The sequence below is a fragment of the Paenibacillus riograndensis SBR5 genome (genome assembly GCF_000981585.1).
Lineage (GTDB): Bacteria > Bacillota > Bacilli > Paenibacillales > Paenibacillaceae > Paenibacillus_AQ > Paenibacillus_AQ riograndensis.
In genome coordinates, this window is record NZ_LN831776.1 from 6,082,841 (window position 1) to 6,105,654 (window position 22,814).

The 22,814-nt window shown below is 52.6% G+C and carries 18 protein-coding genes; 7 read left to right on the forward strand and 11 right to left on the reverse strand.

What is annotated here, in order from left to right:
* Positions 1-539 precede the first annotated feature (539 nt).
* The 4 genes from holA to PRIO_RS25805 all read right to left on the reverse strand — a co-directional run bounded on the left by holA (position 540) and on the right by PRIO_RS25805 (position 4,520).
* On the reverse strand, positions 540-1,559 hold the full coding sequence (holA, locus tag PRIO_RS25790) for a DNA polymerase III subunit delta (RefSeq protein ID WP_020428111.1): 1,020 nt from the start codon (positions 1,557-1,559) through the stop codon (positions 540-542).
* Between the two features lie 268 nt (positions 1,560-1,827).
* Positions 1,828-3,075: an anti-sigma factor family protein gene (locus PRIO_RS25795; RefSeq protein ID WP_020428110.1), complete on the reverse strand. Its 1,248-nt coding sequence runs from the start codon at positions 3,073-3,075 to the stop codon at positions 1,828-1,830.
* Positions 3,072-3,620, reverse strand: a complete 549-nt coding sequence (locus PRIO_RS25800; protein WP_020428109.1) for an RNA polymerase sigma factor — start codon at positions 3,618-3,620, stop codon at positions 3,072-3,074. Before PRIO_RS25800 ends, PRIO_RS25795 begins: the two co-directional genes overlap by 4 nt.
* Positions 3,621-3,878: 258 nt before the next feature.
* On the reverse strand, positions 3,879-4,520 hold the full coding sequence (locus PRIO_RS25805; protein WP_020428108.1) for a bifunctional 2-keto-4-hydroxyglutarate aldolase/2-keto-3-deoxy-6-phosphogluconate aldolase: 642 nt from the start codon (positions 4,518-4,520) through the stop codon (positions 3,879-3,881).
* A gap of 347 nt (positions 4,521-4,867) precedes the next feature.
* Between PRIO_RS25805 and PRIO_RS25810 the strand changes: the two genes are divergently transcribed.
* Positions 4,868-5,821 (forward strand): sugar kinase, encoded by a 954-nt coding sequence (locus tag PRIO_RS25810; RefSeq protein WP_020428107.1) that lies wholly within the window; start codon positions 4,868-4,870, stop codon positions 5,819-5,821.
* Positions 5,822-5,938: 117 nt separating this feature from the next.
* On the opposite strand, the gene PRIO_RS25815 is transcribed toward PRIO_RS25810, so the two are convergent.
* Positions 5,939-6,964 carry a LacI family DNA-binding transcriptional regulator gene (locus PRIO_RS25815; RefSeq protein ID WP_039787856.1) on the reverse strand — a complete coding sequence of 342 codons (1,026 nt, stop codon included), beginning with the start codon at positions 6,962-6,964 and terminating at the stop codon, positions 5,939-5,941.
* 376 nt (positions 6,965-7,340) lie between these two features.
* On the opposite strand from PRIO_RS25815, the gene PRIO_RS25820 reads away from it, so the two are divergent.
* From PRIO_RS25820 to PRIO_RS25835, 4 genes are all read left to right on the forward strand, one after another.
* Entirely contained in the window at positions 7,341-8,363 is a 1,023-nt protein-coding gene (locus PRIO_RS25820; protein WP_020428105.1) for a LacI family DNA-binding transcriptional regulator, read from the forward strand.
* A 27-nt stretch (positions 8,364-8,390) separates the two neighbouring features.
* The gene (locus tag PRIO_RS25825; protein ID WP_046505339.1) at positions 8,391-10,142 is read left to right on the forward strand and encodes an ABC transporter ATP-binding protein; all 1,752 of its coding nucleotides are present in this window, start codon (positions 8,391-8,393) and stop codon (positions 10,140-10,142) included.
* A complete protein-coding gene (locus PRIO_RS25830) occupies positions 10,084-11,886 on the forward strand; it encodes an ABC transporter ATP-binding protein (RefSeq protein ID WP_039787846.1) in 1,803 nt (600 codons plus the stop codon). Before PRIO_RS25825 ends, PRIO_RS25830 begins: the two co-directional genes overlap by 59 nt.
* A gap of 155 nt (positions 11,887-12,041) precedes the next feature.
* On the forward strand, positions 12,042-12,359 hold the full coding sequence (locus PRIO_RS25835; RefSeq protein WP_020428101.1) for a hypothetical protein: 318 nt from the start codon (positions 12,042-12,044) through the stop codon (positions 12,357-12,359).
* Between the two features lie 100 nt (positions 12,360-12,459).
* Here the strand turns inward: PRIO_RS25835 and PRIO_RS25840 are convergent, their stop codons facing one another.
* Positions 12,460-12,756, reverse strand: coding sequence for a hypothetical protein (locus tag PRIO_RS25840; protein WP_020428100.1), 297 nt, complete (start codon positions 12,754-12,756; stop codon positions 12,460-12,462).
* Positions 12,757-12,796: 40 nt separating this feature from the next.
* Complete coding sequence (gene gap / locus PRIO_RS25845; protein ID WP_020428099.1) at positions 12,797-13,807, reverse strand: type I glyceraldehyde-3-phosphate dehydrogenase; 1,011 nt, start codon at positions 13,805-13,807, stop codon at positions 12,797-12,799.
* A gap of 278 nt (positions 13,808-14,085) precedes the next feature.
* Between gap and PRIO_RS25850 the strand changes: the two genes are divergently transcribed.
* Positions 14,086-14,685, forward strand: coding sequence for a TetR/AcrR family transcriptional regulator (locus PRIO_RS25850; protein ID WP_046505345.1), 600 nt, complete (start codon positions 14,086-14,088; stop codon positions 14,683-14,685).
* 198 nt (positions 14,686-14,883) lie between these two features.
* On the opposite strand, the gene PRIO_RS25855 is transcribed toward PRIO_RS25850, so the two are convergent.
* The 3 genes from PRIO_RS25855 to PRIO_RS25865 form a co-directional block, all read right to left on the reverse strand.
* On the reverse strand, positions 14,884-17,529 hold the full coding sequence (locus tag PRIO_RS25855; protein ID WP_020428097.1) for a ComEC/Rec2 family competence protein: 2,646 nt from the start codon (positions 17,527-17,529) through the stop codon (positions 14,884-14,886).
* 158 nt (positions 17,530-17,687) lie between these two features.
* Positions 17,688-18,206 carry a deoxycytidylate deaminase gene (locus PRIO_RS25860; protein WP_020428096.1) on the reverse strand — a complete coding sequence of 173 codons (519 nt, stop codon included), beginning with the start codon at positions 18,204-18,206 and terminating at the stop codon, positions 17,688-17,690.
* 170 nt (positions 18,207-18,376) lie between these two features.
* On the reverse strand, positions 18,377-19,090 hold the full coding sequence (locus PRIO_RS25865; RefSeq protein WP_020428095.1) for a ComEA family DNA-binding protein: 714 nt from the start codon (positions 19,088-19,090) through the stop codon (positions 18,377-18,379).
* Between the two features lie 141 nt (positions 19,091-19,231).
* Here PRIO_RS25865 and comER point away from each other — a divergent pair, with 141 nt between their 5' ends.
* Positions 19,232-20,080: a late competence protein ComER gene (comER, locus tag PRIO_RS25870; RefSeq protein ID WP_020428094.1), complete on the forward strand. Its 849-nt coding sequence runs from the start codon at positions 19,232-19,234 to the stop codon at positions 20,078-20,080.
* A 93-nt stretch (positions 20,081-20,173) separates the two neighbouring features.
* Here the strand turns inward: comER and leuS are convergent, their stop codons facing one another.
* A complete protein-coding gene (leuS, locus tag PRIO_RS25875; RefSeq protein WP_020428093.1) occupies positions 20,174-22,621 on the reverse strand; it encodes a leucine--tRNA ligase in 2,448 nt (815 codons plus the stop codon).
* Positions 22,622-22,814 lie beyond the last annotated feature (193 nt).

Genomic DNA, 22,814 nt, shown 5'->3' on the forward strand with positions numbered 1-22,814 from the left:
TTTTTGTTGTATAGGAAATTATACAGTGTAAAAAAATGTGGAGAAGCCTCACAGGACATAAGCGATGTAGAAGGATGGGGCTCCATCCGCAGACTGAAGCGGACAGAGGAACCCTTATTTTGTAAAAAACCTTGGAGCCTGGAATACAGGGAAAAGGGACAAATAAAGGCATCTCAGTCCGTCCCTGCGGAATAGATGAATCTTCTTTCAATAACGGCTTTCCGGTCCGTAACGGCTGCGGATCGATCGTGAAGGAATAGGGCGATCCGTCTTCAGCATGACCCCGCTGATTTTGGAGCGGTGGGGAATCCCTGCGGGCATAAGCCCCGTGTTGCTATTTACCCGCCAGGATGATTTTGTTCTGCGCCGGCGCCCCAACAACGGCAATTCTGCCGTTATTTCGCTGCACACACTAGCCGATGCTATTCCCCTAAGTTTACATACATCTTATCTATAATAGAAAAGATCAAAGAGCCTGTCCGCAGCACATACCGACGCTGCGGACAGGCTCTTTGCTGTTCACACAGATCACGATGCTGCTAGGCACCCAAACGCAGCATGAACATCTCCAGGCCCAGCACCTTGTCGATGGCGCCGGTCTTCATCTGGTAATCCAGATCGGCCAGGAAGCTGAGGATCTGCCGCAGGCGCTGGCTCTCAAACTTGCGGGCCTGCTCCCCCGCCAGCTTGACGGCGTACGGATGCAGCCCCAGCTGCGAAGCGATCTGGCCTTGCGAGTAGCTCTGGGCAGACAAATCCTTGACCTGCAAAATAATCCGGAACTGCCTGGCAATCAGCGCGGCAATCTTGATCGGCTCCTCCCGCTGCTTCAGCAGCTCATAGAGCGTATTGAGCGCCTTGTCGAGACGCAGATTAGCGATATCCTCCACCAGTGTGAACACATTCTGCTCCGTCCCGCGGTGCACCAGGCTCTCTATGGCTGCGGCATCCACAATTCCGCCCTTGCCGGCGAACAGGCACAGCTTGTCCATCTCTGCCGACAGCCCCTGCAGTCCTGTTCCGGCGTTCGCTACAAGAACCGCAGCGGCTCCCTGTGCCGGCTCGCAGCCGCGGTCACGCACGCCCTTTTCAACCCAGCGCAGCAGCTCCTCTGCTCCCAGCGGATTGAACGCCAGCACCGTTCCTGCGGCTTTGACCGTCTTGACGATTTTTTTGCGCTCATCCAGCTTGTCGCTGTTGACCATGAAGACGATCACGCTAAACTCCGCCGGATGCTGCATATAATCGCTGAGAACCTCCACCCGGTGTTCTATCTTGGCATTGTCCTTTCCTGCGGTGAACAGAGAGGCATCACGCACCAGCAGCAGCTTCCGCTCCACCATGAACGGTACAGTCTCCGCTTCCTCCACGACCGCCTGCACCGGCGTCTCGGAAAGATCAAAGGGAATGACAGCAAAATCCCGGTCCTCTTTGGCAATCAGGTGCTCCTCCAGAAAGGCTGCAAATTCATTCATCCGGAACTTCTCGCTCCCGTACAGCACATAGAGCGGCGAAATTTTCCCTTGTCTGATGTCTTTGGCCGCCGCTTTGGCATCCATCCCGCCACTTCCTTTTCCATTTCGTCTCTGATTATTGTAACAAAAAGCGTGAAGCATACAAAGTCTTATCTCTGCGCAAAAACGGAGCAACTCCGGCAGCTATGGCCAAAGTTGCTCCGTTCCCGCGGCGCATCTATATAAACGACGGAAGGAAAAGCTCTAGAAACTTTCCGACCGGCGGTCATACCGATGGTTCTCACGATCCCTGTATCTCCTGTCCTCTTACCATAGCATATTCCACTGCCGCATAAAAAGTTCCACTCTGCAATTATTTTGCAGACGGTGATGGGTCCGGAGTAGGCACAGGTGTTGTAGTTGCAGTAGGGGAAACCGTCTGCGAAGCAGAAGGAGCCCCGGTCGCAGCTGAATCCGGCACAGTGTAGGTCTTTCTAATTTCACTGCCGTTTTGGGTCGTGACATAGGTGAACTCACGGCTGTCCTCCGACCACTCACCGGAAACCCATTCCCCCTCCAGAGGGAGAGACGTCAGCGCCTTCCTGTCGTCTCTGGAAGCACCCTCCGGTATCGAATAGATTACAAGCTGCTGCCCCGCAAGCTCGGCGTCAAAACGTCCATCCGGCGATGTTGCAGGTGAAGCCGCAACCATTGCGGGCATCATGTTCATAATCCCGAATTCCGATGGTGAAGGCTGGATATCCTTGCCGGAGTTCGAATCACCGGCCCTCATCTTGCCTTCCATGGGCGCGCTGTCCTGTGCACTGGTATCTCCGTTGGCATCAGGACTGCTAATTACAGAATTCTGCGGCGCAGGTGTCGCCGCCGGTGTGGCCGCAGCCTTGTCAGGCTTCTGCGTCTGTCTCTTCAAGGCGTCCGGCTTCTTGGTGGTCTCAGGCGCCACAGCCGGAGCATCCTGGGATGGTGCCGTGGATGGAGCAGTCAGATCCTCAGTCCCGCCGGAAGTATTATCGCCGCTGCCGCCGGCTGAAAACATGTTGTCCTGCGCCGGGCCTTCCTGACCTGCGGAGCCTGTCGCACCGTCCGCATTGCCCTCCTGCCCCGCCTCCTGGGAAGGTTCAGTGGACCCTATACTTTTTTGCAAAGAGGAACCTGTATCTGCACTCTGATTAAGCGCCTGCTCGACATCTGCCGCCGGCATCTTCTCAGGCATGTTGAAAATAGCAATCAGCAGGATAATTGCCGCCGCCACTGCGCCAATGCCTGTCCGTGCCGCCATTGAAGATCCCTTCGGGATTTTGCCATGGCTGCTTTTGCGAGAGAGCGGAACGACATTGGATTCATCGGTGCCCGTCATGACCGGTTCCTGAACGCCGCGGTCCAGCTCATCGAGCCGTGGCATGATCGAGTCAACGAGACTGAAAGGGGGCTTCACGTCCGGCAACTGCTCAAGCTGCCGGGAGAGCGTGCTCAGACGGTCATAGACATCCGCGCATGAAGGACAATTGTCGATATGACGGAACATTTCAATTATTTCTTCTTGGCTCAAATCATGATCCAGATAGCGGTGCATCCATTCCATCACCTCCGCGCATTTCATCCTGATACACCACCTTTCTGATACTCCTGAAGTCTGTTCTGCAGCTGCTGCCTGGCCCGGAACAAATACGATTTTACCGTGTTCAGAGGCAGATCCAGCGAGTCTGCAATCTCGTTGTAAGAAAAGTCCTGCAAATACCGCAGAACGATTACTGTCCGGTGATGTTCCGGAAGCTGGTCAATCGCCTCTCGTATATCCTCCGCCAGATAACCGGACAACACTTCACGTTCCACATCATGTTTATCCGGAAACACCATTTCATGTTCATCAATGGAAACTGTAGGTTTGGTTCTTCTGAACTTGTCAATGCATATGTTGGTCACAATCCGCTGTACCCATGTTTTGAACTGGGCTTTTTCCTCGTAGGAACCGATTTTGGTATACACGCGGATAAGCGCCTCCTGTGAAGCATCCAAAGCATCCTGTTCATTATGAAGAATGTAGAAGGCCGTCTTATATACATGTCCTTCAATTTCTCGCAATAGGGTGATTAGAGCGTCGCGATCGCCCGATTGAGCGGCTCTGATGAGTCCCTGCTCCACCACGAAGGTTCCCCCTCTCTATGCAATCTTACTGACGCGCAAGACTGCGAAATTGTTGCAAGCCTGTAATCATTATTTTTGTTAATCCATAATCCTTACTAAGCATACAGGGGAAGCTCGAATCATTCAAATACTCTTTTAGTGAAGATGGTTACAATAATGAAATCAGATGGCACGCAAAACAGCCGATTGCACCTTTTTCAGGTGAAAACCGGCTGTTGTTCAACAAACATTTAAAACTTTTGTCACTTAAGCTGAATTTTAAGCACCTTTGATTTCCTTGAACTTCGCTACATATTTGGCGGCCAGCTCGGTGATCTGATCGTAACGTCCTTCCTTGGCCGGAGCAGTCAGGTTGCCTCCGATGCCTACAGCGATACAGCCGTTCGCAATCCATTTCTCCATGTTGTTCAGATCCACACCGCCGGTAGGCATAATGTTCACATGCGGCATCGGCCCTTTGACGGCCTTCACATAATCCGGTCCGAAGGCGCTTCCCGGGAACAGCTTCAGCACATCCACGCCCAGCTTCAGCGCTTCCTTCATTTCATTTAATGTCATGCAGCCCGGCATATAGGGGATACCGTAGAGATTGCACATTTTGGCGGTTTCTTCTTCAAAAGAAGGGCTGACCACAAATTCCGAACCAGCCAGAATGGCGATTCTTGCAGTAAGCGGATCAAGTACCGTACCTGCGCCGATCACCGCACGGCTTCCGTATTCGGCTGCCAGGCGTTTGATCGCCACATCGGCATCCGGAGTTGTAAACGTAACTTCAATGTTGTTCAGCCCGCCTTCAATACAGGCAGCGGACATCTTGACAGCATCATCGGCATTGTCGGCGCGGATTACAGCTACTACACCAACGGATGTAATGTTCTGCAATACTTTTATTTTCTTCATCATAAACTCCCTTTCTTGGTCAATCTCCGAAATAAGAATATTTATTTAGATAAACTATTTTATCTAATTTACTAACCTCAAGCAAAAATCCTCTAAGAAAATAGTAATAACAATGTCTCCTGCCGTCAATATATATTTATGTGAACAGACTGTAGAATCTCCATAAAAATAAAATATCCCTTATAAAATAAGGATTAACACATTTCTCGTGATTTCATAAGGCTAATTTATTTTACCGGAATGAGGGATGTCTTATTGTAGAAAACCGATTTATGTGATAATTTCAAATTACTAATCATAATTCATTTATACAGGGGTTGCATGTTTACCCTGAGGAGGAACTATTCATGAGCAAACAGCTGGATGCAGTTACGTTCGGGGAACCGATGGCGATGTTTTATGCCAATGAGGCGGGCCCGCTGCACGAGGTGACGTCTTTTTCCAAAGCTCTGGCCGGGGCAGAGAGCAATGTGGCAACCGGATTATCCCGCCTGGGGCACAAGACCGGATATGTAACCAAGCTTGGCGAAGATAACTTCGGCCAATTTATCGCCAGTGCGCTGAACAAAGAACAGATTAACACCGACAGCATCACTTATACCAAGGAATTCCCGACAGGTATGCTGATCAAATCCAAGGTGCTTACCGGAGATCCCAAGGTTGAATATTTCCGCAAAAATTCTGCTGCCTCCAAGCTGAGCTTGTCCGATTTTGATGAATCCTATTTCGCTTCCGCCGGGCATCTGCATGTGACCAGCATTTCTGCGGCACTGTCAAAGACCTGCCATGAATTCTCCCTGCATGCTATGGAGTTTATGAAAAAGAACGGCAAAACCGTCTCTCTCGATCCGAATCTGCGCCCGGTACTCTGGCCGGATACAGAAACCATGGTGAACACCATCAACGATCTGGCAGCACGCTGCGACTGGTTCCTGCCGGGCCACAGCGAAGGCAAAACTCTTACCGGCCTGGATACACCCGAAGAAATTGCCGGCTATTATCTGGAACGCGGCGTATCCCTGGTGGTTATCAAGCTCGGACCTGAGGGCGCTTATTACAAAACCTCCTCCGGTGAAGAAGGGTATGTCAGCGGATTCAAGGTTGAAACTGTAGTCGATACTGTAGGAGCCGGAGACGGATTCGCAGTCGGCGTGATCAGCGCTATGCTGGAGAAGCTGACTGTAGCGGAAGCCGTGAAGCGCGGCAACGCCATCGGCGCGCTCGCCGTGATGTCCCCTGGGGATATGGATGGACTGCCAGACCGGGACAGCCTGGAAAAGTTTATGAAGACCAGCGTATAAGCAAACCACACCTCCCTCATTGTTTATGGGGGCAGATAAAAGCCCTTCACAGTCTTAGCCAGACTGTGAAGGGCTTTTTGTTTGTGGTGAGCACTGTGAGCCATTGAAACATAGGTTTTACTTGGTCCCCGGCGGAGCCTGCACGGATTGTCCCTGCTGCAGCGCAGGCGGAAACCGGTAGGTAATCGGCACAGCTGCTTCCTGTGCCTCGATCAGGGAGAGCATGATTTTGGCAGCCTGCATCCCCATCTCATAGGCAGGCTGCCGGATCGTTGTGATCGCCGGATTGTAGATCCGGGCAAACTCGGCATCATCAATCCCGATCACAGACAACTGGCCGGGAATCGTTATGGAATGGCGGTTCGCATATTTCAGGATTTCCCCCAGCACCAGATCATTGGCTGCAAGCAGCGCCGTCGGCGGCTGCGGCAGGATCAGCAGCTCGTCCAGCGCGGAAGCAATCGCCTCTCTGGGCACACTGCGCACGTACCGGTCATTCATCGCGAGGCCCGCTTCCTCCATGGCCTTTTTGTAGCCGCTCATCCGCTCCTTACGGGGGGTAATCGCATGTTCGCCGAGGGGAAGCGACAAAATAGCAATCGCCTCATGGCCCTTCCCCGTCAGCTCTTTGATGGCTGTTTTGACGGCCATTTCGTTATCGAGCAGCAGACTCTGAGTGGTAATCCCCTCCACCAGCCGGTCCATAAAGACAAGGGGATACTCCGCTTCGATCAGACGGGAATAGGGAGACGGATTGTCCCCGGCCGGAAAAATGATCAACCCGTCCACCTGGCGGGCTACCAGCGCCTCCACGTGAGTGTTCTCCTTGTCCGCATTCTCGTCGCTATTGCAGATAATCACCTGTATGCCATGGCGCTGCAGCTCATTCTCAATCGCCCGGATACACTGGACCGACAGCGAATAATCGATATTCGCCACGATAATACCAACCATATGTGTGCGGTTCTGCTTGAGGCTGCGTGCGAGGCCGTTCGGCTGATAATTCAGCTCTTCAATGACCTCGGCGATGCGGTTTTTGGTCGCTTCACTCATATATTTGAACCGTTTATTCAAAAATTGCGAGACCGTGCTTTTCGACACTCCCGCCTTTTGGGCGACATCTTCAATCGTCAGCTTCTTCATCTTTTCGCTCCACTCTGTATAAAAAAACACCGGCTCCCCCAAACCGCCCGGCAAGAGCGACTACGCAGAAAAGCCATACTTTCTGAACTCATCAAAAAGTATAGCTTTTTTTTAGTAAATTATCTAGTAATCATTATTAGAAGTTGCGGATGGGCTATTGATTAGACATTGCACCAAAATCGCAGTATGAATAATTGAATTGAAAGAGTTTCTATGTAATTCGTTCGTGGCGGGCTAAACTATGTATTTTTTTCGTAAAATGTATAGACTTACTGCAAATTTACGAAAAAATATAATTTTTTATCGTTATTTTTATCGTTTTCTTTCGTTGATTCATGTTTAATACAGGACTATAATAACAACCGTTAACCATAAGATGCTGTGTGACACAGCAAAGCGGGGGATTGTTCTGAAGACGAAGAAGGTAACTATTACGGACATCGCCAAGGCTATGGGCCTCTCACCGGTATCCGTCAGCAGGGCGCTGGCGAATCAGGCGGGAATCAGCGATGAGCTGAAGGCGAAGATTGTGAACAAGGCCGCAGAGATGGGCTATATCAAGCCAAGGAAGCACACGCCTGCCCGTATTCTGGTGCTGCACCAGAAGCCTTATCAGCATGATAACAGCAATTTCAGCTATATGGTACAAGGGATTGAGAAGGCCTTGCAGGAGGCCGATACCGACTACAGCATAGAGTTTCTGGATAAGGATAATCAGAGCCGGCTGATTCTGCCCTACCGCTTAAGTAAAGGCTTCAAGTTCGATGGTGTGATTTTTATCGGCAGATTCAATCCGGAGTATGTCTCCTTCATTCAGCAGGAAATTCCGAGCCTAATCTTCTATGTGGGCTATTCTCCTGCTTATGATTACGACAGTGTATGGTTCAGCTTCCTGAATGCCGGTTACAAGCAGTGCAAATATCTGATTGACCGGGGGCATAGCCGTATCGGGTTCCTCGGCGACCTCAGTGCGTACCGGAACAAGGAAAAGAAAACAGGCATCACCTCTGCCCTTGAAGAGCATGGCCTGACTGTGGATGAAGCTCTTTTTTTCGGGCGCAATGAAGCTTTCCCCGCAAGGCTGGCCGGGTTAATCACGGATGGGCTGCTGCCAACCGCCTTTATTTGTGAGCATGATTTCGCTGCGGTGGAGCTGATCCGGCTGCTTCAGGGGCACGGTCTTAAAGTTCCGGGGGATGTTTCCATTCTCAGCAGCGGCAATACGGAGGTTTCGGCTTATTCGCTGCCCGCGCTCACCACAATGGATCTGAATATTGAATACTCCTGCCGTACGGTCGTCTCCACGCTGCTGAAGCGGATTGCCGAACCGGGGAAACCTGCGGAAAATATTGCGGTATTAAGCACCCTTGTAGAGAGGGAGTCTGTACGAACACTTTAATAAGCGCTTTTTAAAGGTGGGGAATTCATGGATTTTTCGGTATTGCTGCGTTTTTTCAAAGCCCATAAATTCAGCTATCTGACAGGGTTTGCGTTCATGTTCGCCGCCTCTTTCATCCAGACCCTGTTTCCCAGGGTGCTCGGAAGTGCGGTGGATCTGATGAAGGAGAGCGGATTTGCGGTCCGTCAGGTCATGTTCCAGGTGCTGTGGATGACGCTGATCGCCGCCGCAGTCTTCGCCTGCACTTTTCTATGGAGAAATATTATTATCGCCAATGCGCGCAACCTGGAATGCTATTTCCGCGAAGAGCTCGTCCGGCATTTTTTGAAGCTGTCCCCCGCCTTCTACAATACCCGCAAGACCGGCGACCTGATCGCCTATGCCATCAACGACATTTCAGCGGTACGCATGACCTTTGGTCCGGCGACGGCGATGTCTTTTAACGGAATTGTTATCTGCTTCTCCTCGGTCTACTTCATGTTCGCCACCGTCGATGCCCGCCTTACGCTGATTACCTTAGCGCCGCTGCCCTTCATTATTCTGCTCATGCTGTTCACCGGCCGCAAGGTCCAGACCAGATTCCGCATTGTACAAAATCAATTCGGGGCCGTGTCTGACCGGGTGCAGGAGAATATCTCCGGTATCCGCGTTATTAAAGCTTATGTGCAGGAACGTTCCGAAATGGAACGCTTCAGTGCACTGAGCAGCCGCATGAAGCAGGCCAATCTGGATCTGATCCGCGTCTCTGCTGCACTTCCGGCCATGATCGAATTCGGGTTCGCCATCTGTTTTGTGCTGAATCTGGTTTTCGGCAGCCGTATGGTGCTGAGGGGGGAGATCAGCATTGGGATGTTTGTCGCTTTTAACGGCTATTTGAGTCTGATCGTGAACCCTATTGTGTCGATTGGGCGGATTGTGACGATTTTTCAGCGCGGCATGGCTTCCCTTGGGCGGCTGCATGACATCCTGCGGATACAGCCGGATATCCAGGACCTCCCGCAAGCCGCAGACATTCAACCCGAGGGTCCGGTCGAGCTGCGGGATTTGACGTTCCATTACGATGGAACCGGGACTCCTGCCCTTAAGGACATCTCACTTGTGCTGCCAAAAGGGCATACCCTGGGCATTATCGGCCACACCGGGTCCGGCAAAAGCACACTCGCCAGCCTCCTTTTCCGCTTCTTCAACGTGGAACCCGGGCGGATCTTGCTGAATGGGAGAGACATTAACGGCTACACGCTGGAGGCGCTGCGGGGAGGGCTCGGGTATGTGCCGCAGGACACCTTTATTTTCGCGGCTTCGGTGAGAGAGAATATTGTTTTTTTCAAAGACGGGTACAGCGAGGAAGAGGTGCGTGAAGCCGCAAGGCTCTCCATGATCGCAGACAGTATCGGCGGCTTGCCTGAGGGCTATGATACGATTCTGGGAGAACGCGGCGTCAATCTGTCGGGTGGACAAAAGCAGCGTCTCGCCATCGCCCGCGCGTTGATCCGCGATCCCGCCATTCTCATCCTGGACGATGCGCTGTCTGCGGTCGATGCTGTCACCGAAGGGCTGATTCTGGAACGGCTGCGGCAGACCCGCCAAGGCAAAACCAACATTCTGATCTCGCACCGCGTCTCCGCCGTGATGGAAGCCGATGAGATTATTGTGCTGGACAAAGGAATGATCGTTGAAAGAGGAACTCATGCGCAGCTGCTCAAGGAAGGAGGCCTGTATTATGATATCTACACCGAACAGCATGAAGACGGGCAGTCAGTCTATCCGAAAAAAGCCTGAGGCGGGCGCAGTCAAACTGCTGCTGCATTTATCCGCCCCTTACACCTTCCAGCTCATTCTCGCCTGTCTGTGCGTAGTCATTGTCAATGGCGCTTTGCTGATTCAGCCGCTGTTGCTGCAGCGCGTAATCGACCATTTTCTAATCGGCGGAGCCGTGGAACGCGGCCTTGATTCCATCGGCGGGCTGGCCCTGCTCTACCTGCTGGTTTCGGCGGCAAGTGCGGTTTTTTCCTATCTCCAGGCGCTGATTGTCGGCAAAGCCGGACAGAGCCTGATTCATGAGCTGCGGGTCCGGGTCTTTTCGATTATCGAGCGGCTTCCGCTGCCTTACCTGGACCGGACCTCCTCCGGCAGGCTGATTACCCGGGCGACGAACGATACCTCTGAAATCAGCGACCTCTACACCGACGTCATTATATCTTTGGTAAAAGATGTGCTGCTGCTGGCGGGCATTGTATATGCCATGCTGGTCCTCAGCCCCAAGCTTACGCTGGTCTCGTTCACCGTAATTCCGGTGATTGTGTTCCTCGTTTTTTTTATCAAAAACAAAATCAAAAAAAACTTCTTCCATATGAAGCATTACATCGGACAGATCAACGGCTTCATTGCCGAGAGCATCTCCGGAATGCGGGTCATTCAGATCTTCCGCGCCGAAAAGGAAAAAGAGCAGCAGTTCCTCAAGCTGAACGGGGAGTATTTCAACACAACCCTGATTCAGGTCCGCCTGAACAGCATCCTGAAGCCGGCCTCAGATATGTTTCAGAGCCTGGCGATTGCGATTCTTGTCTGGTACAGTGTAGGCCGGATAGCCGGCGGTACCCTGCAGATTGGTGTGCTGTATGCGTTCACGACCTATATTAAGCAATTTTTTGCCCCGGTCTCTGATCTGGCTGACAAGTATACCTCCATTCAATCCGCATTCGTGTCCACAGAACGTATCTTTGAGCTGATCCGTGAGGAGGAGCACCTGGAGGAGCCGGATGCCGGTCTGCCCATGCAGCGCCTGAACGGAAGGATCGAGTTCCGCCGCGTGTGGTTCTCCTATAACGGGGCCGATTGGGTGCTGAAGGACGTAAGCTTTGTAATTGAAAAAGGGCAGACTGCCGCTTTTATCGGGGAAACCGGGGCCGGCAAAACGACGATCATCAGCTTGATCAACGGCTTTTACAAGGTGCAGAAGGGAGAAATCCTCATTGATGGTGTCAACGTGAACGATATCCGGCTGGATGATCTGCGGCGCAATATCTCCGTTGTGCTCCAGGATGTATTCCTGTTCTCGGGCACGATCCGCGACAATATCACACTTGGGGACGACATTGACGACGATACTGTACTGGACGCACTGCGCGCTTCCTGCGCTGAGGCGTTTGTTCATAGCGCTCCCGAAGGAATCGACGAACCGGTCACCGAACGGGGAAGCACCTTATCCGCTGGCCAGAGGCAGTTAATTTCCTTCGCCCGTGCCATCGCCCATGATCCGGCCATCTTCGTTCTCGACGAAGCCACCGCCAACATCGATACCCGCACCGAAAAGCTGATCCAGCAGGCCATCGACAATGCCGCGAGCGGAAGAACGACCTTAATTATCGCCCACCGGCTGTCTACGATCACAGGTGCAGACCTGATTATAGCGATGAAAGCCGGCAGAATCGCCGAATCCGGTCATCCCCGTGAACTGCTGAAACGCGGCGGGTATTATGCGAAGCTGCTGCAGGAAAGCCGGGATCATGTGTATTCTTCGTGAATGAAGAAATTGCCTCCCCATAGAAGGTCAATTTCCGGTCCGGAATCCGCATATTTTTCAGTCCGGAAGGGATGAATAAAGGCGATGATTATAGCAGCAGTGCTCCGAAGCCAGATTAGACCATCCATTATTAAACCTATGAGGAGGATACGAAGATGGAACAGCCCCCATTAGAGGTGTTTGGTACATGGCAGCATGCTTATGAGGAAGATGCCAATGGCATTGCAGTCTATCGCCCAGCCGGCAATTCGTTTGCTTCTTTCCAAGATCGTGAAGAGATAGAAATCAGACAGGACGGAACCTTCTCCAGACTTGTCCCCCGCCGCAGTGAGGCTCCAGATATCATAAAGGGCGAATGGGAGCAAACGAAGGATCAAGTGATCCATGTCTCCTATGAATCCCCCGGCCTCGCCCCGCAACAGCTGGAAATCATAGAAAGCAAACCGGATCTTCTCAGGGTGCGCAAAGTCTAAAGCCGGATACAAATTCAGATCAGTTGAAACAACCCCGTGCCCGAACCAATTTGGGAGGACGGCAATATGCATGAAATTTCGTTTGAGACGCTGCTGCTGATCACGGCAAAACCAGACTAATGGCGAATAACCGGTTCAACGGAACAAAATCAGACAACCGGCTGTAGGTGATCGAGAAGATAGCGAACACGATAGAATAACCGGTGACCGTCAACGAAACGGTGGACGGCAGCAAGTTAAAATAATGGCTCAAATCGTTTAACGCCAAATTAAACATGGCCGTGTTCATAGTGACCAACACAACGGTAATGCCCAGCAACGTAATAATGATGCCTTCATGGGGAAGAAGGAGCGCTTCGTTTTTCTCGACTATCGTATTGTTGAGCGCATCTTTCACGGGATTTTCCTTCTTTCCATTCATTGTTCTTATGCCGGTTTTACTTAGCGATCTTAGCAAAGTACTCCAGAGTGCGGACCAATTGGGATGTGTAAGACATTTCGTTGTCGTACCAAGCTACGGTTTTCACCAATTGCTGGTCTTGGACCGTCAGAACTTTAGTCTGAGTCGCATCGAAGAGAGAACCGAATGTGATGCCTTTGATATCGGAAGATACGATTTCGTCTTCAGTGTATCCGTAAGTTTCCGAATCGGAAGCCTCTTTCATGGCAGCGTTGACTTGATCAACCGTTACCTTTGTGTTCAGTACTGAAACGAGTTCAGTCACAGAACCTGTTGGAACAGGAACACGTTGAGAGGCACCATCCAGTTTGCCTTTCAGCTCTGGAAGAACCAGACCGATCGCTTTTGCAGCACCTGTGGAGTACGGAACGATATTCTCGGCAGCAGCGCGCGCACCGCGGAAATCACCTTTCGGATTCGGAGCGTCTAATGTGTTTTGGTTGCCCGTGTAAGCGTGGACTGTCGTCATCAGCCCGGATATGATACCGAACTTGTCGTGCAATGCTTTAGCCATAGGAGCCAGGCAATTCGTTGTACAGGAAGCACCGGAAATGACGGTTTCCGTTCCGTCTAGCGTTTCATGGTTCACGTTGTATACGATCGTTTTGATGTCGCCTGTAGCAGGAGCCGAGATTACGACCTTCTTCGCCCCGCCTTTCAGGTGAAGCTCGGCTTTTTCTTTCGTGGTGAGGAAGCCTGTACATTCGAGAATGATATCTACGCCAAGCTCGCCCCAAGGGAGCTCTTCAGGGTTGCGGTTCATAAGAACCTTAACCTCTTTGCCGTTAACTTTGAAGTACCCGTCATGAACTTCAATGTCTCCGTTGAAAATGCCTTGCGTTGTATCATATTTGAGCAGATGGGCCAACATTTTAGCGTTAGTAAGGTCGTTGATGGCTACAACCTCGACACCTTCCACATTTTGAATACGGCGGAAAGCGAGCCGTCCGATACGTCCAAAACCGTTAATGCCTACTTTTATACTCATTGAATAGTCCTCCATAATTCCGTATTTTTATTTTATTTTGAAATAAGTGAATACCTCTTCTGACTGAATCCCCTGCACTAGCGATTAAAAAGGCCTCATCGCCCAGTACGTACATCCCCTCTCTCCTGATTTCCTATCCCGCCTCTCTCTTGGCTGTTTATAATATAAAAGATACCGATCGGTATCTTTTATATTAACATAATTCTACCGAATGGCAAGGGCGCAACCGTAAAATTTGTTATAATAGATTATCAGAATAAGGTTCATACGGAGGGCTCATGAAAAAAGGGGATAGAACTCGGGAATACATCATCATGAAATCGGCTGAACTTTTTAACCAGAGGGGATATGCCGGTTCATCACTTAACGATATTATTGCCGCCACCGGAATTAAGAAGGGCGGAATCTATCGCCATTTCGGCAGTAAAGACGAGATCGCGCTTGAAGCCTATAATTACGCCGCCAATGTGGTTAACGGAAGATTTTCCGAAGCGATCGATAAAGAGGAGTCTGCGGCAGGCCGGTTGCTCGCATTTTTCCACGTTTATGAAGATGTTGTGAACACCCCCCCGTTCATCGGCGGATGCCCTTTGCAGAACACCGCCACAGAAAGTGACGATACTCATCCCTCATTGCGCGATAAGGCCCAACGAGGAATGCACAACACCTTGGACATGATGAAGCAAATTATTTATGAGGGGATTCGAACGGGTGAATTCAAGGAAGATGTGGATCCGGACACCTTGGCTTCGTTTGCCCTTTCCTTGCTGGAAGGCGGCATTTTGCTGAGCAAGTTGGAAGGCAGCAACCGACACATGCAAATGAATATGGCCAGTTTCTCTTCCTTCCTACAGCAATGTTGCCTAAAGGTACATTGATCTACCGCTGTGCTTCTCAACTTCATGTCAACAATAGCCCTGTGGGCTCAATTTCCCACGGCGCTTGTGAAGCTGCAAGCTTATCCTTACTGGATTTATAAGTTTACTATTACACCAAGTCGGTACTAGTTAAACCGCCTTCAACTAAATTGGCGTAACTGCACATTTCCACATTGCTTGCTGCTTTACTGCACCGTCTTATTCCTGCATCTCTGTCTCCGGCTCCAGCTTATGACGCACCGCGATCCCCTCCCGCCGGACCTCCATCTGAATCTCCCCCTGCAGATCGGTCCGGTACACAGCAGTGCTGCTGTCAGCCAGGCGCCTAAGCACATCGCCATTGGGATGCCCATACAGATTGTTAACGCCTGCCGAAATTACGGCTGCGCCCGGGTTCCAGAATTCCAGCCAGTCTGCGCCTGTTGCGGTTTTGCTGCCGTGATGGGCCACTTTCAGTACATCTATCGGACCACCTTGTATAGCTCCGGCCTTCTTCACGTCCAGCAGGATCGCTTCCTCCGCCGCCTTGTCCATATCCCCTGTAAAAAGAAAGCTCCGGCCGTTCATCTCCAGCCGGAAGGCCACCGACTTGTGATTCTGGTCCTCCACCTCCGGTAGCTTGGCCTCCCCTGCCTTGTGCGGGTCCGGCCACAGGAACATCAGCTCCGTCTTATCATCCGGAGCAAGCGCCTGTCCCTGCTGCACCGGATACAGCCGGACACCTGCAGCGAGCGCTGTATTCATCAGCTTGCTGTAGGAATCTCCCTTGGCGAGCGTTCCATTGAACAGCAGCGCCGAAACAGGCATTCCCTCCAATACTGCCTGGAGTCCCCCGGCATGGTCCTGGTCGCCATGGGTCAGGATGATGGCGTCCAGGCGGTGAATGCCCCGCTGCTTCAGCAGCGGCAGCAGGGTTTTGGCTCCGACCTCAAACGGACTGCGGCGGACGCGCCACGCTTCCTTTTTGCCAAAGCTGACCGTGCCGCCGCCATCAACCAGAATATGGGCTCCGCCGGGGGTGGTAATCAGAATACTGTCACCCTGCCCCACATCGAGGTAGCTGATGGCTCCGGCACCTCCAAGCTGCTCCGAGTGATAACCCCTGTACAGCAGCAGTGCTAATCCAACTGCACATAGGAGAGCTGACGGCCCGCTCCAGCGCATGGATTCTGGCATTTGAAACGGGGTAGGCTGCAGGTTTCCTCCGGCTCCGCTCCATATCCCAGCATCCCGGACTCTTCTCCCTCTGCTGTCTTGCGGTTGATCCAGCTTCGTCAGCGGTTTGGTCTCATCCTCCATGACCTGCGGGGCCAGCCGGGCCTCGGCACGCCGCTTCATGGCATAGAGTATTCCATAGAGCAAGCCATAATAGCTGCAGATCCACAGCAAGGAGGGTGAACTCCAGATCAGCACACCGCCCGAAAACCCGTTCATCCATCCCACCGCGCTAAATGTAGCATCATTCATCAGTTCCGCAGCATGTGCAAGCACACCTGCACCAGCCTGCCAAAAGCGGCCAAGCAGCAGGGCTGCCGTCCCGAGCGGCAGTACCAGAAAGGTAATAAAGGGCACAAACAGCAGATTAGCGGCGAAGGAAAGCAAGGAAAACTGATTGAAATAATAGACGGTCAGCGGAAAGGACACAAGCTGCGCCACCAGTGTGACTGAAACCGTGCTGCTCAGCCAGCGGGGCAGCCTGCACAGCAGCGGGTTCACCAGGGGAACATACACCATGAGTCCTGCGGTCACCAGAAAAGACAGCTGAAAGCTTACGCTGAGCAGCAGATACGGATTCCAGACCAGCATCATCAGCGCTGCGGCCGCGAGAATATTCATTCCGTCCTTCAGTATGCCAAACCGCGCAGCGAGCAGGGCAATCATACTCATAATTCCTGCCCGCACAATGGACGGCCCGGCACCGGACAGCAGCACATATATAGGTATCAATACTATCGTCACAGTCAGTGCTGTTTCTCTGGTGAAGTGTAATCGTCTGAGGATAAATAAAATCACTCCGACCACCACTGCCACATGCATTCCCGAGATCGCCAGTATATGCGTCAGCCCCAGCTGCGAGAACTGCTTGAACGTTTCTTCATCCAGATCATCCTGCAAGCCAAGGACAAGCCCCTTCATGTACCCCGCATGCGGCTCACGAAACAGACGGTCCATCCCGGCTCCAAGCGCGGCCCGCACGTCGTCATTCCAGCGCAGAATGCTGGAGAGACCCCAGGAATCCGGCGGAACAGCCTGTACGCTTGCCGTCCCCTCCCCCTTGAGCAGCCAGTGAATTCTTTGCGTCAGCAGATATGCGCGGTAATCAAACCCGCCGAAGTTTCGCGCTTCCCCCGGCTGCTTCAGTTCTCCCTGGACGGCCACCCGGTCTCCCCTCTTCCATCCGGCGGCAACAGCGATTTCCGACTCAGCCTGGAGCGTGATTTGTACAGCGATGAGCTCGCCCTCAACTTTTTTCCGGTCCAGCCCCATCCGCGACAGCTTCACAGTAAAATCCACCCGGTCCCCATCACGTTCCACAGGAGAGACAATTTGCCCTTCTGCCGTTACATAAGATTCGTTCAGCTCAGCCGTGGATTGCCCGAATGCCAACGGAAGCAGGCTGACATTTCTTCCTTCGTTCCATTCCCAATACAGGGTGGCAGCAACGAGTGACAGACCCAGCATAACTGAGATTTTCCAGCCGCTTCTCCCGCTGACAGCACAGATTGCAAGCAGCAGCAGACAACCCGCTGTATAAATCAGCAGCTTATATCCTGAGAACAGACAGCCTGCCGCACTCCCGATGACCCAGCACACCGTAAAGCTTAACAACGGCCTTTTTTTCATATATACCCCTCCTTACCTAATTCCGCCGATCTCACACAGTGCTCATTGGCCAAAGTCCGAATACAGCAAAAAGAACCCCTGCATACACAAAAGTCGTGTGCGCAGAGGTTCTTCCCCTGAAGTTTGATGCTTATTCTTTCGGCTAACGCGACTGCCTGCTATTCCGATACGGTGATCATCGTTTCCTTCGGCGGTTCATAGTTCTCCAACTGACGGAAAATAATGCCTTTGGAGGCCAGCATGGCTTCCACCTTCTCCATGTCCTTGCGGTAAGGACGCAGATAGACGATCTCGACAATCCCGCTGTTGGCGAGCATATTGGCGCAGGTCCAGCAGGGTTCATCGGTGACATAGACGGTGCTGCCCTCCCGGTCGCTCCGGTCCGTGAACAGCAGCAGGTTCTGCTCAGCGTGAATGGTGCGGATGCAGCGCTGCTTCTTCACCATCGTCTCCACACCGTTAACGAGTTCCCGTTCATACTGCTCCGAAACCATACATCCCGCCTCAGAACAATCCGGCACACCCATAGGTGCACCGTTATACGCCGTGCCCAGCAGCTTCTTGCCCTGTACGAGGACCGCGCCGACATGCCGGCGGGGGCAGCGCGAGCGTGTGGAGACCATGCAGGCAATATCCATGAAATAAGTATCCCAATTCTTGCGGTAGGCTACAGTCATCAGCACTCTCCACTTTCTCTTCAATAGTTGTTCATTATTGTAGCATATTGCAGCAGGCTTTCACTAGGACATCCGGCACGGAAAAAAACAGATGGAAAACCTGCTTATGACGCTAATCCATTAGCAGCCTCACGAATGAATGCTGCCCTCCGGGCGCTGCTCCATCCAGCTTAAAAACTCACCAGCGGCTTCAGCTTCTCCAGCATTTTCGGCCCGATCCCCTTCACCTCACCCAAATCCGACAAGCTGTGAAAAGCCCCTTTGCTGCTGCGGTAATCTATTATCGCCTGCGCTTTCTTCCCGCCAATGCCAGGGAGATCCATCAGCGCTGCAGCATCCGCAGTGTTGACGTTGATTCTGCCGTCCGTAGAAGCCTGGCCGGTAGAAGCTGTGCTGCTGGAAGCCGTGCTGCTGGAGACGGTTCCAGTAGCGTCTTCGGCCTCCGCTGTGGGTGGCGACGCATTCCCTGCTGCGGTTGACACTGCTCCGCCGCCCCCAGCGGCTCCAGCAGCATTTCCGTTCACAGTCTCGCCCGCAGACCCTGCCGCCGCTGCTCCGGATGTTCCTTTCAAACCGTCGCCTGCCTCCCCTCCCCCAGCTGCAGCCCCCTTGTCCACGGCAGTATCCTTGCCCACGACAGCGTCCTTATCCACGGCAGCGTCCTTGTCCACGGCAGCTACCTTCGGATTCCTTGCTTCTCCCCCTCCAACCCCGGCGGTTACTGTTGTATTTGGCTTGTCCGCCACCCCCAGCGCCTGGGCCATACTGACGTTCAAAGACTCCCAGCCAGCAATTCCGTTATCCTCTTCCCGGCCGGCCGCCCAGATCAATCCACCGCCAAGCAGTACAGCAGCCATCATAGTAGCTATCTTATTTACATTCATGAACCTGTCCTCCTATACCATACTGGAATTTTATACAAAGTTATGATTGAAACCTGTCATTTGTCCAAGACTCCGGCGCATACATTTAACGAAGAGTATTCCTGCAAGGCTACAGCCACACCAGAAAGGAGGGTACCCTAGATGAAGGTGGGATTTATCGGAACAGGCAGCATGGGCAGTCTGCTCATCGACGCCTTTCTGTCTTCGGGTGCGCTTGAGCCATGTGATGTGCTGGCCAGCAACCGCAGCCCGAACAGGCTTCTGCAGCTTCAACAGCGCCATCCTGGCATCTCCATCGGCAGCAACCAAGAGACTGCACAAGGAAGTGATATTGTCTTCATCTGTGTAAAACCGCTGGAATTCAAAACACTTACGGATGAAATCTCGTCTTCTTTACGCAGCGAGCAGATTGTCGTGTCTATCACCAGCCCAGTAATGCTCCACCATCTGGAATCCGCTCTGCCATCCAAAATAGCCAAAGTCATTCCCAGTATCACCCACCGTGTCAAAAGCGGGACTTCGCTTTGCATATTTGGCAGCAGGCTTAATACAAAAGACAGGCTCCTGCTGCAGCGGCTGCTGTCTTTTATGGGCGTGCCAATAGAAATTCAGGAGATGCATACCCGGATTGCCTCTGATTTCTCCAGCTGCGGTCCCGCATTCATCAGTTTTTTTCTTGAGCGGTGGATTGAAGCCGCAGTAGAAGCTACGGGCATTGATGAAGAGCTGATCACCCGGCTGGCGGGAGAGATGCTGCTCGGCACAGGCAAGCTGCTGACGGAGGGTGAATTCTCTCCGCAGGAGCTACAGGAGAGGGTCGCCGTGCCCGGCGGCATTACAGCGGAAGCGCTGAGCCATCTCCGTACCAGTCTGGAGGGGGTTTTTGAACGGCTGATCCTCACAACACATGATAAATATGATGAGGATGTCGAAAAGCTGGACGCATTATATGGCCGTGGCGGCATCATTCAGGCTCCGCTGGACCGCTAAAATCCACCGAGGGGGATAGAGTAAAACGCCCCAAACCAAGAAAGCCCGCAGCACGGATGACTCCGTTGCTGCGGGCAAAAATGCGTTCTTCGCTTAACCCACTACAATATTGACCAGCTTGCCGGGAACCGCAATGATTTTGCGTACGGTTTTGCCCTCTATAGCTGTCTTCACATTCGGAAGCGACAGCGCATGGTTCTGCATATCCTCCTGACCCATGTCCTGCGGGATCAGCGCGCGCTGTACGATTTTTCCATTCACCTGAACGACGATTTCCACTTCGGCATCCACTGTCCAGGCTTCATCATAAGCCGGCCAAGCCACATAGCTGATACTGCCTTCATGACCCAGCAGCTGCCACAGCTCCTCCGCAATATGCGGTGCAAGCGGCGACAGCATCTGCACGAAATGCTCTGCCGCTTCGGTGGACAAGGTCTCCTGCTTATAAGCATCATTGATGAAGATCATCAGCTGGCTGATCGCCGTATTGAAGCGCAGCTGCTCGAAGTCCTCGGTAACCTTCTTGAGCGTCTTGTGCCAGGTCCGTTTGAACTCATCGGTGCCGCCGCCTTGGGTAATCTTCGCACTGATGCTGCCGTCCTCGTTCACGAACAGACGCCATACGCGGGAGAGGAAGCGGTGGATGCCTTCGACGCCTTTTTCATTCCATGGCTTCGTTGCTTCCAATGGCCCCATGAACATCTCATAGACACGCAGTGTATCCGCGCCATAAGCTTCCACAATTTCGTCCGGATTGATGACATTGCCGCGCGATTTACTCATCTTTTCATTGTTGTTGCCCAGGATCATGCCCTGGTTCACCAGCTTGTGGAACGGCTCCTTCGTATCCACTACACCGATATCATACAGCACCTTATGCCAAAAACGGGCATAGAGCAAATGCAATACCGCATGCTCAGCTCCGCCGATATACAGGTCAACGGGCAGCCATTCCTTCTGCTTCTCCGGCGAACACAGCTCCTTGTCGTTGCGGGGATCAATATAACGCAGGTAATACCAGCAGCTGCCGGCCCACTGCGGCATGGTGTTCGTCTCGCGGCGGGCTTTCATGCCGGTCTCCGGATCAATCGTTTCAACCCACTCCGTCACATTGGCCAGCGGGGATTCTCCCGTGCCTGAAGGCCGGATCGAATCTACTTCCGGCAGCAGCAGCGGGAGCTGATCTACAGGGACTGTCTTCATCGTGCCGTCTTCCAGGTGCAGAATCGGAATCGGCTCGCCCCAATAGCGCTGGCGGCTGAACAGCCAGTCGCGCAGGCGGTAGGTTACTTTTCCTTTGCCGCTGCCCTTTTCTTCGAGCCAGGCGATCATCTTCGCAATGGCCTCTTTGTTATCGAGACCATTCAGGAAGCCGGAATTCACATGCGGGCCGTCGCCGCTGTAAGCTTCTTCCTCAACATTGCCGCCCTGCACCACTTCAAGAATATTCAGGCCAAACTGCTTGGCGAATTCCCAGTCACGGGAATCATGTCCCGGCACCGCCATAATGGCTCCCGTTCCATAACCGGCAAGCACATAATCCGCAATCCAGACCGGCACCTGGGCGCCGTTCACCGGATTAACCGCGTAGGCACCCGTGAAGACACCGGATTTCTCCTTGGCCAGATCTGTACGCTCAAGGTCACTTTTGCGTGAAGCCTTATCGCGGTATTCTGCGACTGCTGCCTTCTGCTCTTCTGTAGTGATGAGATCTACCAGCTTATGCTCGGGTGCCAGCACACAGTAGCTTGCGCCGAACAAGGTGTCCGGACGGGTGGTGAACACCTCCAGGCTGGCATCATGGCCTGCAATGGCGAAGGTCACTTCAGCTCCGGTTGACTTGCCGATCCAATTGCGCTGCATATCCTTAATGCTTTCTTCCCAGTCCAGCTCCTCCAGATCCTCCAGCAGGCGTTCCGCGTATTCTGTAATTTTCAGAATCCACTGGCGCATGGGTCTGCGGACCACGGGATGGCCGCCGCGCTCGCTTTTGCCGTCGATAACCTCTTCATTTGCCAGCACCGTTCCCAGGGCCTCACACCAATTGACCGACACCTCTGCCACATAGGCCAGTCCGCGGTTATACAGCTGAATAAAGATCCACTGTGTCCATTTGTAGTACTCCGGATCGGTTGTGCTGATCTCGCGGTCCCAGTCATAGGAGAAGCCCAGCGATTTGATCTGCCGGCGGAAATTATCGATGTTCTTAAAAGTAATCTCGCGCGGATGCTGCCCGGTATCCATCGCATATTGCTCAGCCGGAAGGCCGAAGGCATCCCAGCCCATCGGGTGCAGCACGTTGTAGCCGCGCATCCGCTTGTAGCGGGAGACGATATCCGTCGCCGTGTAGCCTTCCGGGTGTCCTACATGCAGCCCTGCGCCTGAAGGATACGGAAACATATCCAGTGCGTAGAATTTCGGTTTGCCTGCATCTTCACCTGTCTTAAAAGTCTTGTTCTCATCCCAGAACTTCTGCCATTTAGGCTCGATGGTTTGGGCACGGTAGCCTGCGGCTGTGTTTGGTGTGTTGTTGTCGCTCATCTTATGCTCCTCCTTGGAGTGTTGCTTGCTTAGTTAAACCTGCTAATTTTTTAAAAAAATATTGTAGAGGAGGGTCACTACCAGAAATGTCTGGGGTTCCACCCGCTGTTTTACCCGGATTTCTGATCTCACACTATATAAACTGAACTTGTGATTCTTCGATTTCGGGAGTGTTCGTGACTCCAGAGAATGT

Excerpts from the sequence above, each read along its gene's own strand:
- PRIO_RS25795 (WP_020428110.1), bottom strand. The coding sequence starts at position 3,075 with ATGAAATGCGCGGAGGTGATGGAATGGATGCACCGCTATCTGGATCAT.
- PRIO_RS25860 (WP_020428096.1), bottom strand. The coding sequence starts at position 18,206 with ATGACTGTAGCCTACCGCAAGAATTGGGATACTTATTTCATGGATATT.
- PRIO_RS25865 (WP_020428095.1), bottom strand. The coding sequence starts at position 19,090 with ATGAATGTAAATAAGATAGCTACTATGATGGCTGCTGTACTGCTTGGC.
- PRIO_RS25820 (WP_020428105.1), top strand. The coding sequence starts at position 7,341 with ATGCTGTGTGACACAGCAAAGCGGGGGATTGTTCTGAAGACGAAGAAG.
- PRIO_RS25855 (WP_020428097.1), bottom strand. The coding sequence starts at position 17,529 with ATGAAAAAAAGGCCGTTGTTAAGCTTTACGGTGTGCTGGGTCATCGGG.
- PRIO_RS25850 (WP_046505345.1), top strand. The coding sequence starts at position 14,086 with ATGAAAAAAGGGGATAGAACTCGGGAATACATCATCATGAAATCGGCT.
- comER (WP_020428094.1), top strand. The coding sequence starts at position 19,232 with ATGAAGGTGGGATTTATCGGAACAGGCAGCATGGGCAGTCTGCTCATC.
- holA (WP_020428111.1), bottom strand. The coding sequence starts at position 1,559 with ATGGATGCCAAAGCGGCGGCCAAAGACATCAGACAAGGGAAAATTTCG.
- PRIO_RS25805 (WP_020428108.1), bottom strand. The coding sequence starts at position 4,520 with ATGAAGAAAATAAAAGTATTGCAGAACATTACATCCGTTGGTGTAGTA.
- PRIO_RS25830 (WP_039787846.1), top strand. The coding sequence starts at position 10,084 with ATGATATCTACACCGAACAGCATGAAGACGGGCAGTCAGTCTATCCGA.
- leuS (WP_020428093.1), bottom strand. The coding sequence starts at position 22,621 with ATGAGCGACAACAACACACCAAACACAGCCGCAGGCTACCGTGCCCAA.
- gap (WP_020428099.1), bottom strand. The coding sequence starts at position 13,807 with ATGAGTATAAAAGTAGGCATTAACGGTTTTGGACGTATCGGACGGCTC.
- PRIO_RS25810 (WP_020428107.1), top strand. The coding sequence starts at position 4,868 with ATGAGCAAACAGCTGGATGCAGTTACGTTCGGGGAACCGATGGCGATG.
- PRIO_RS25815 (WP_039787856.1), bottom strand. The coding sequence starts at position 6,964 with ATGAAGAAGCTGACGATTGAAGATGTCGCCCAAAAGGCGGGAGTGTCG.
- PRIO_RS25825 (WP_046505339.1), top strand. The coding sequence starts at position 8,391 with ATGGATTTTTCGGTATTGCTGCGTTTTTTCAAAGCCCATAAATTCAGC.
- PRIO_RS25835 (WP_020428101.1), top strand. The coding sequence starts at position 12,042 with ATGGAACAGCCCCCATTAGAGGTGTTTGGTACATGGCAGCATGCTTAT.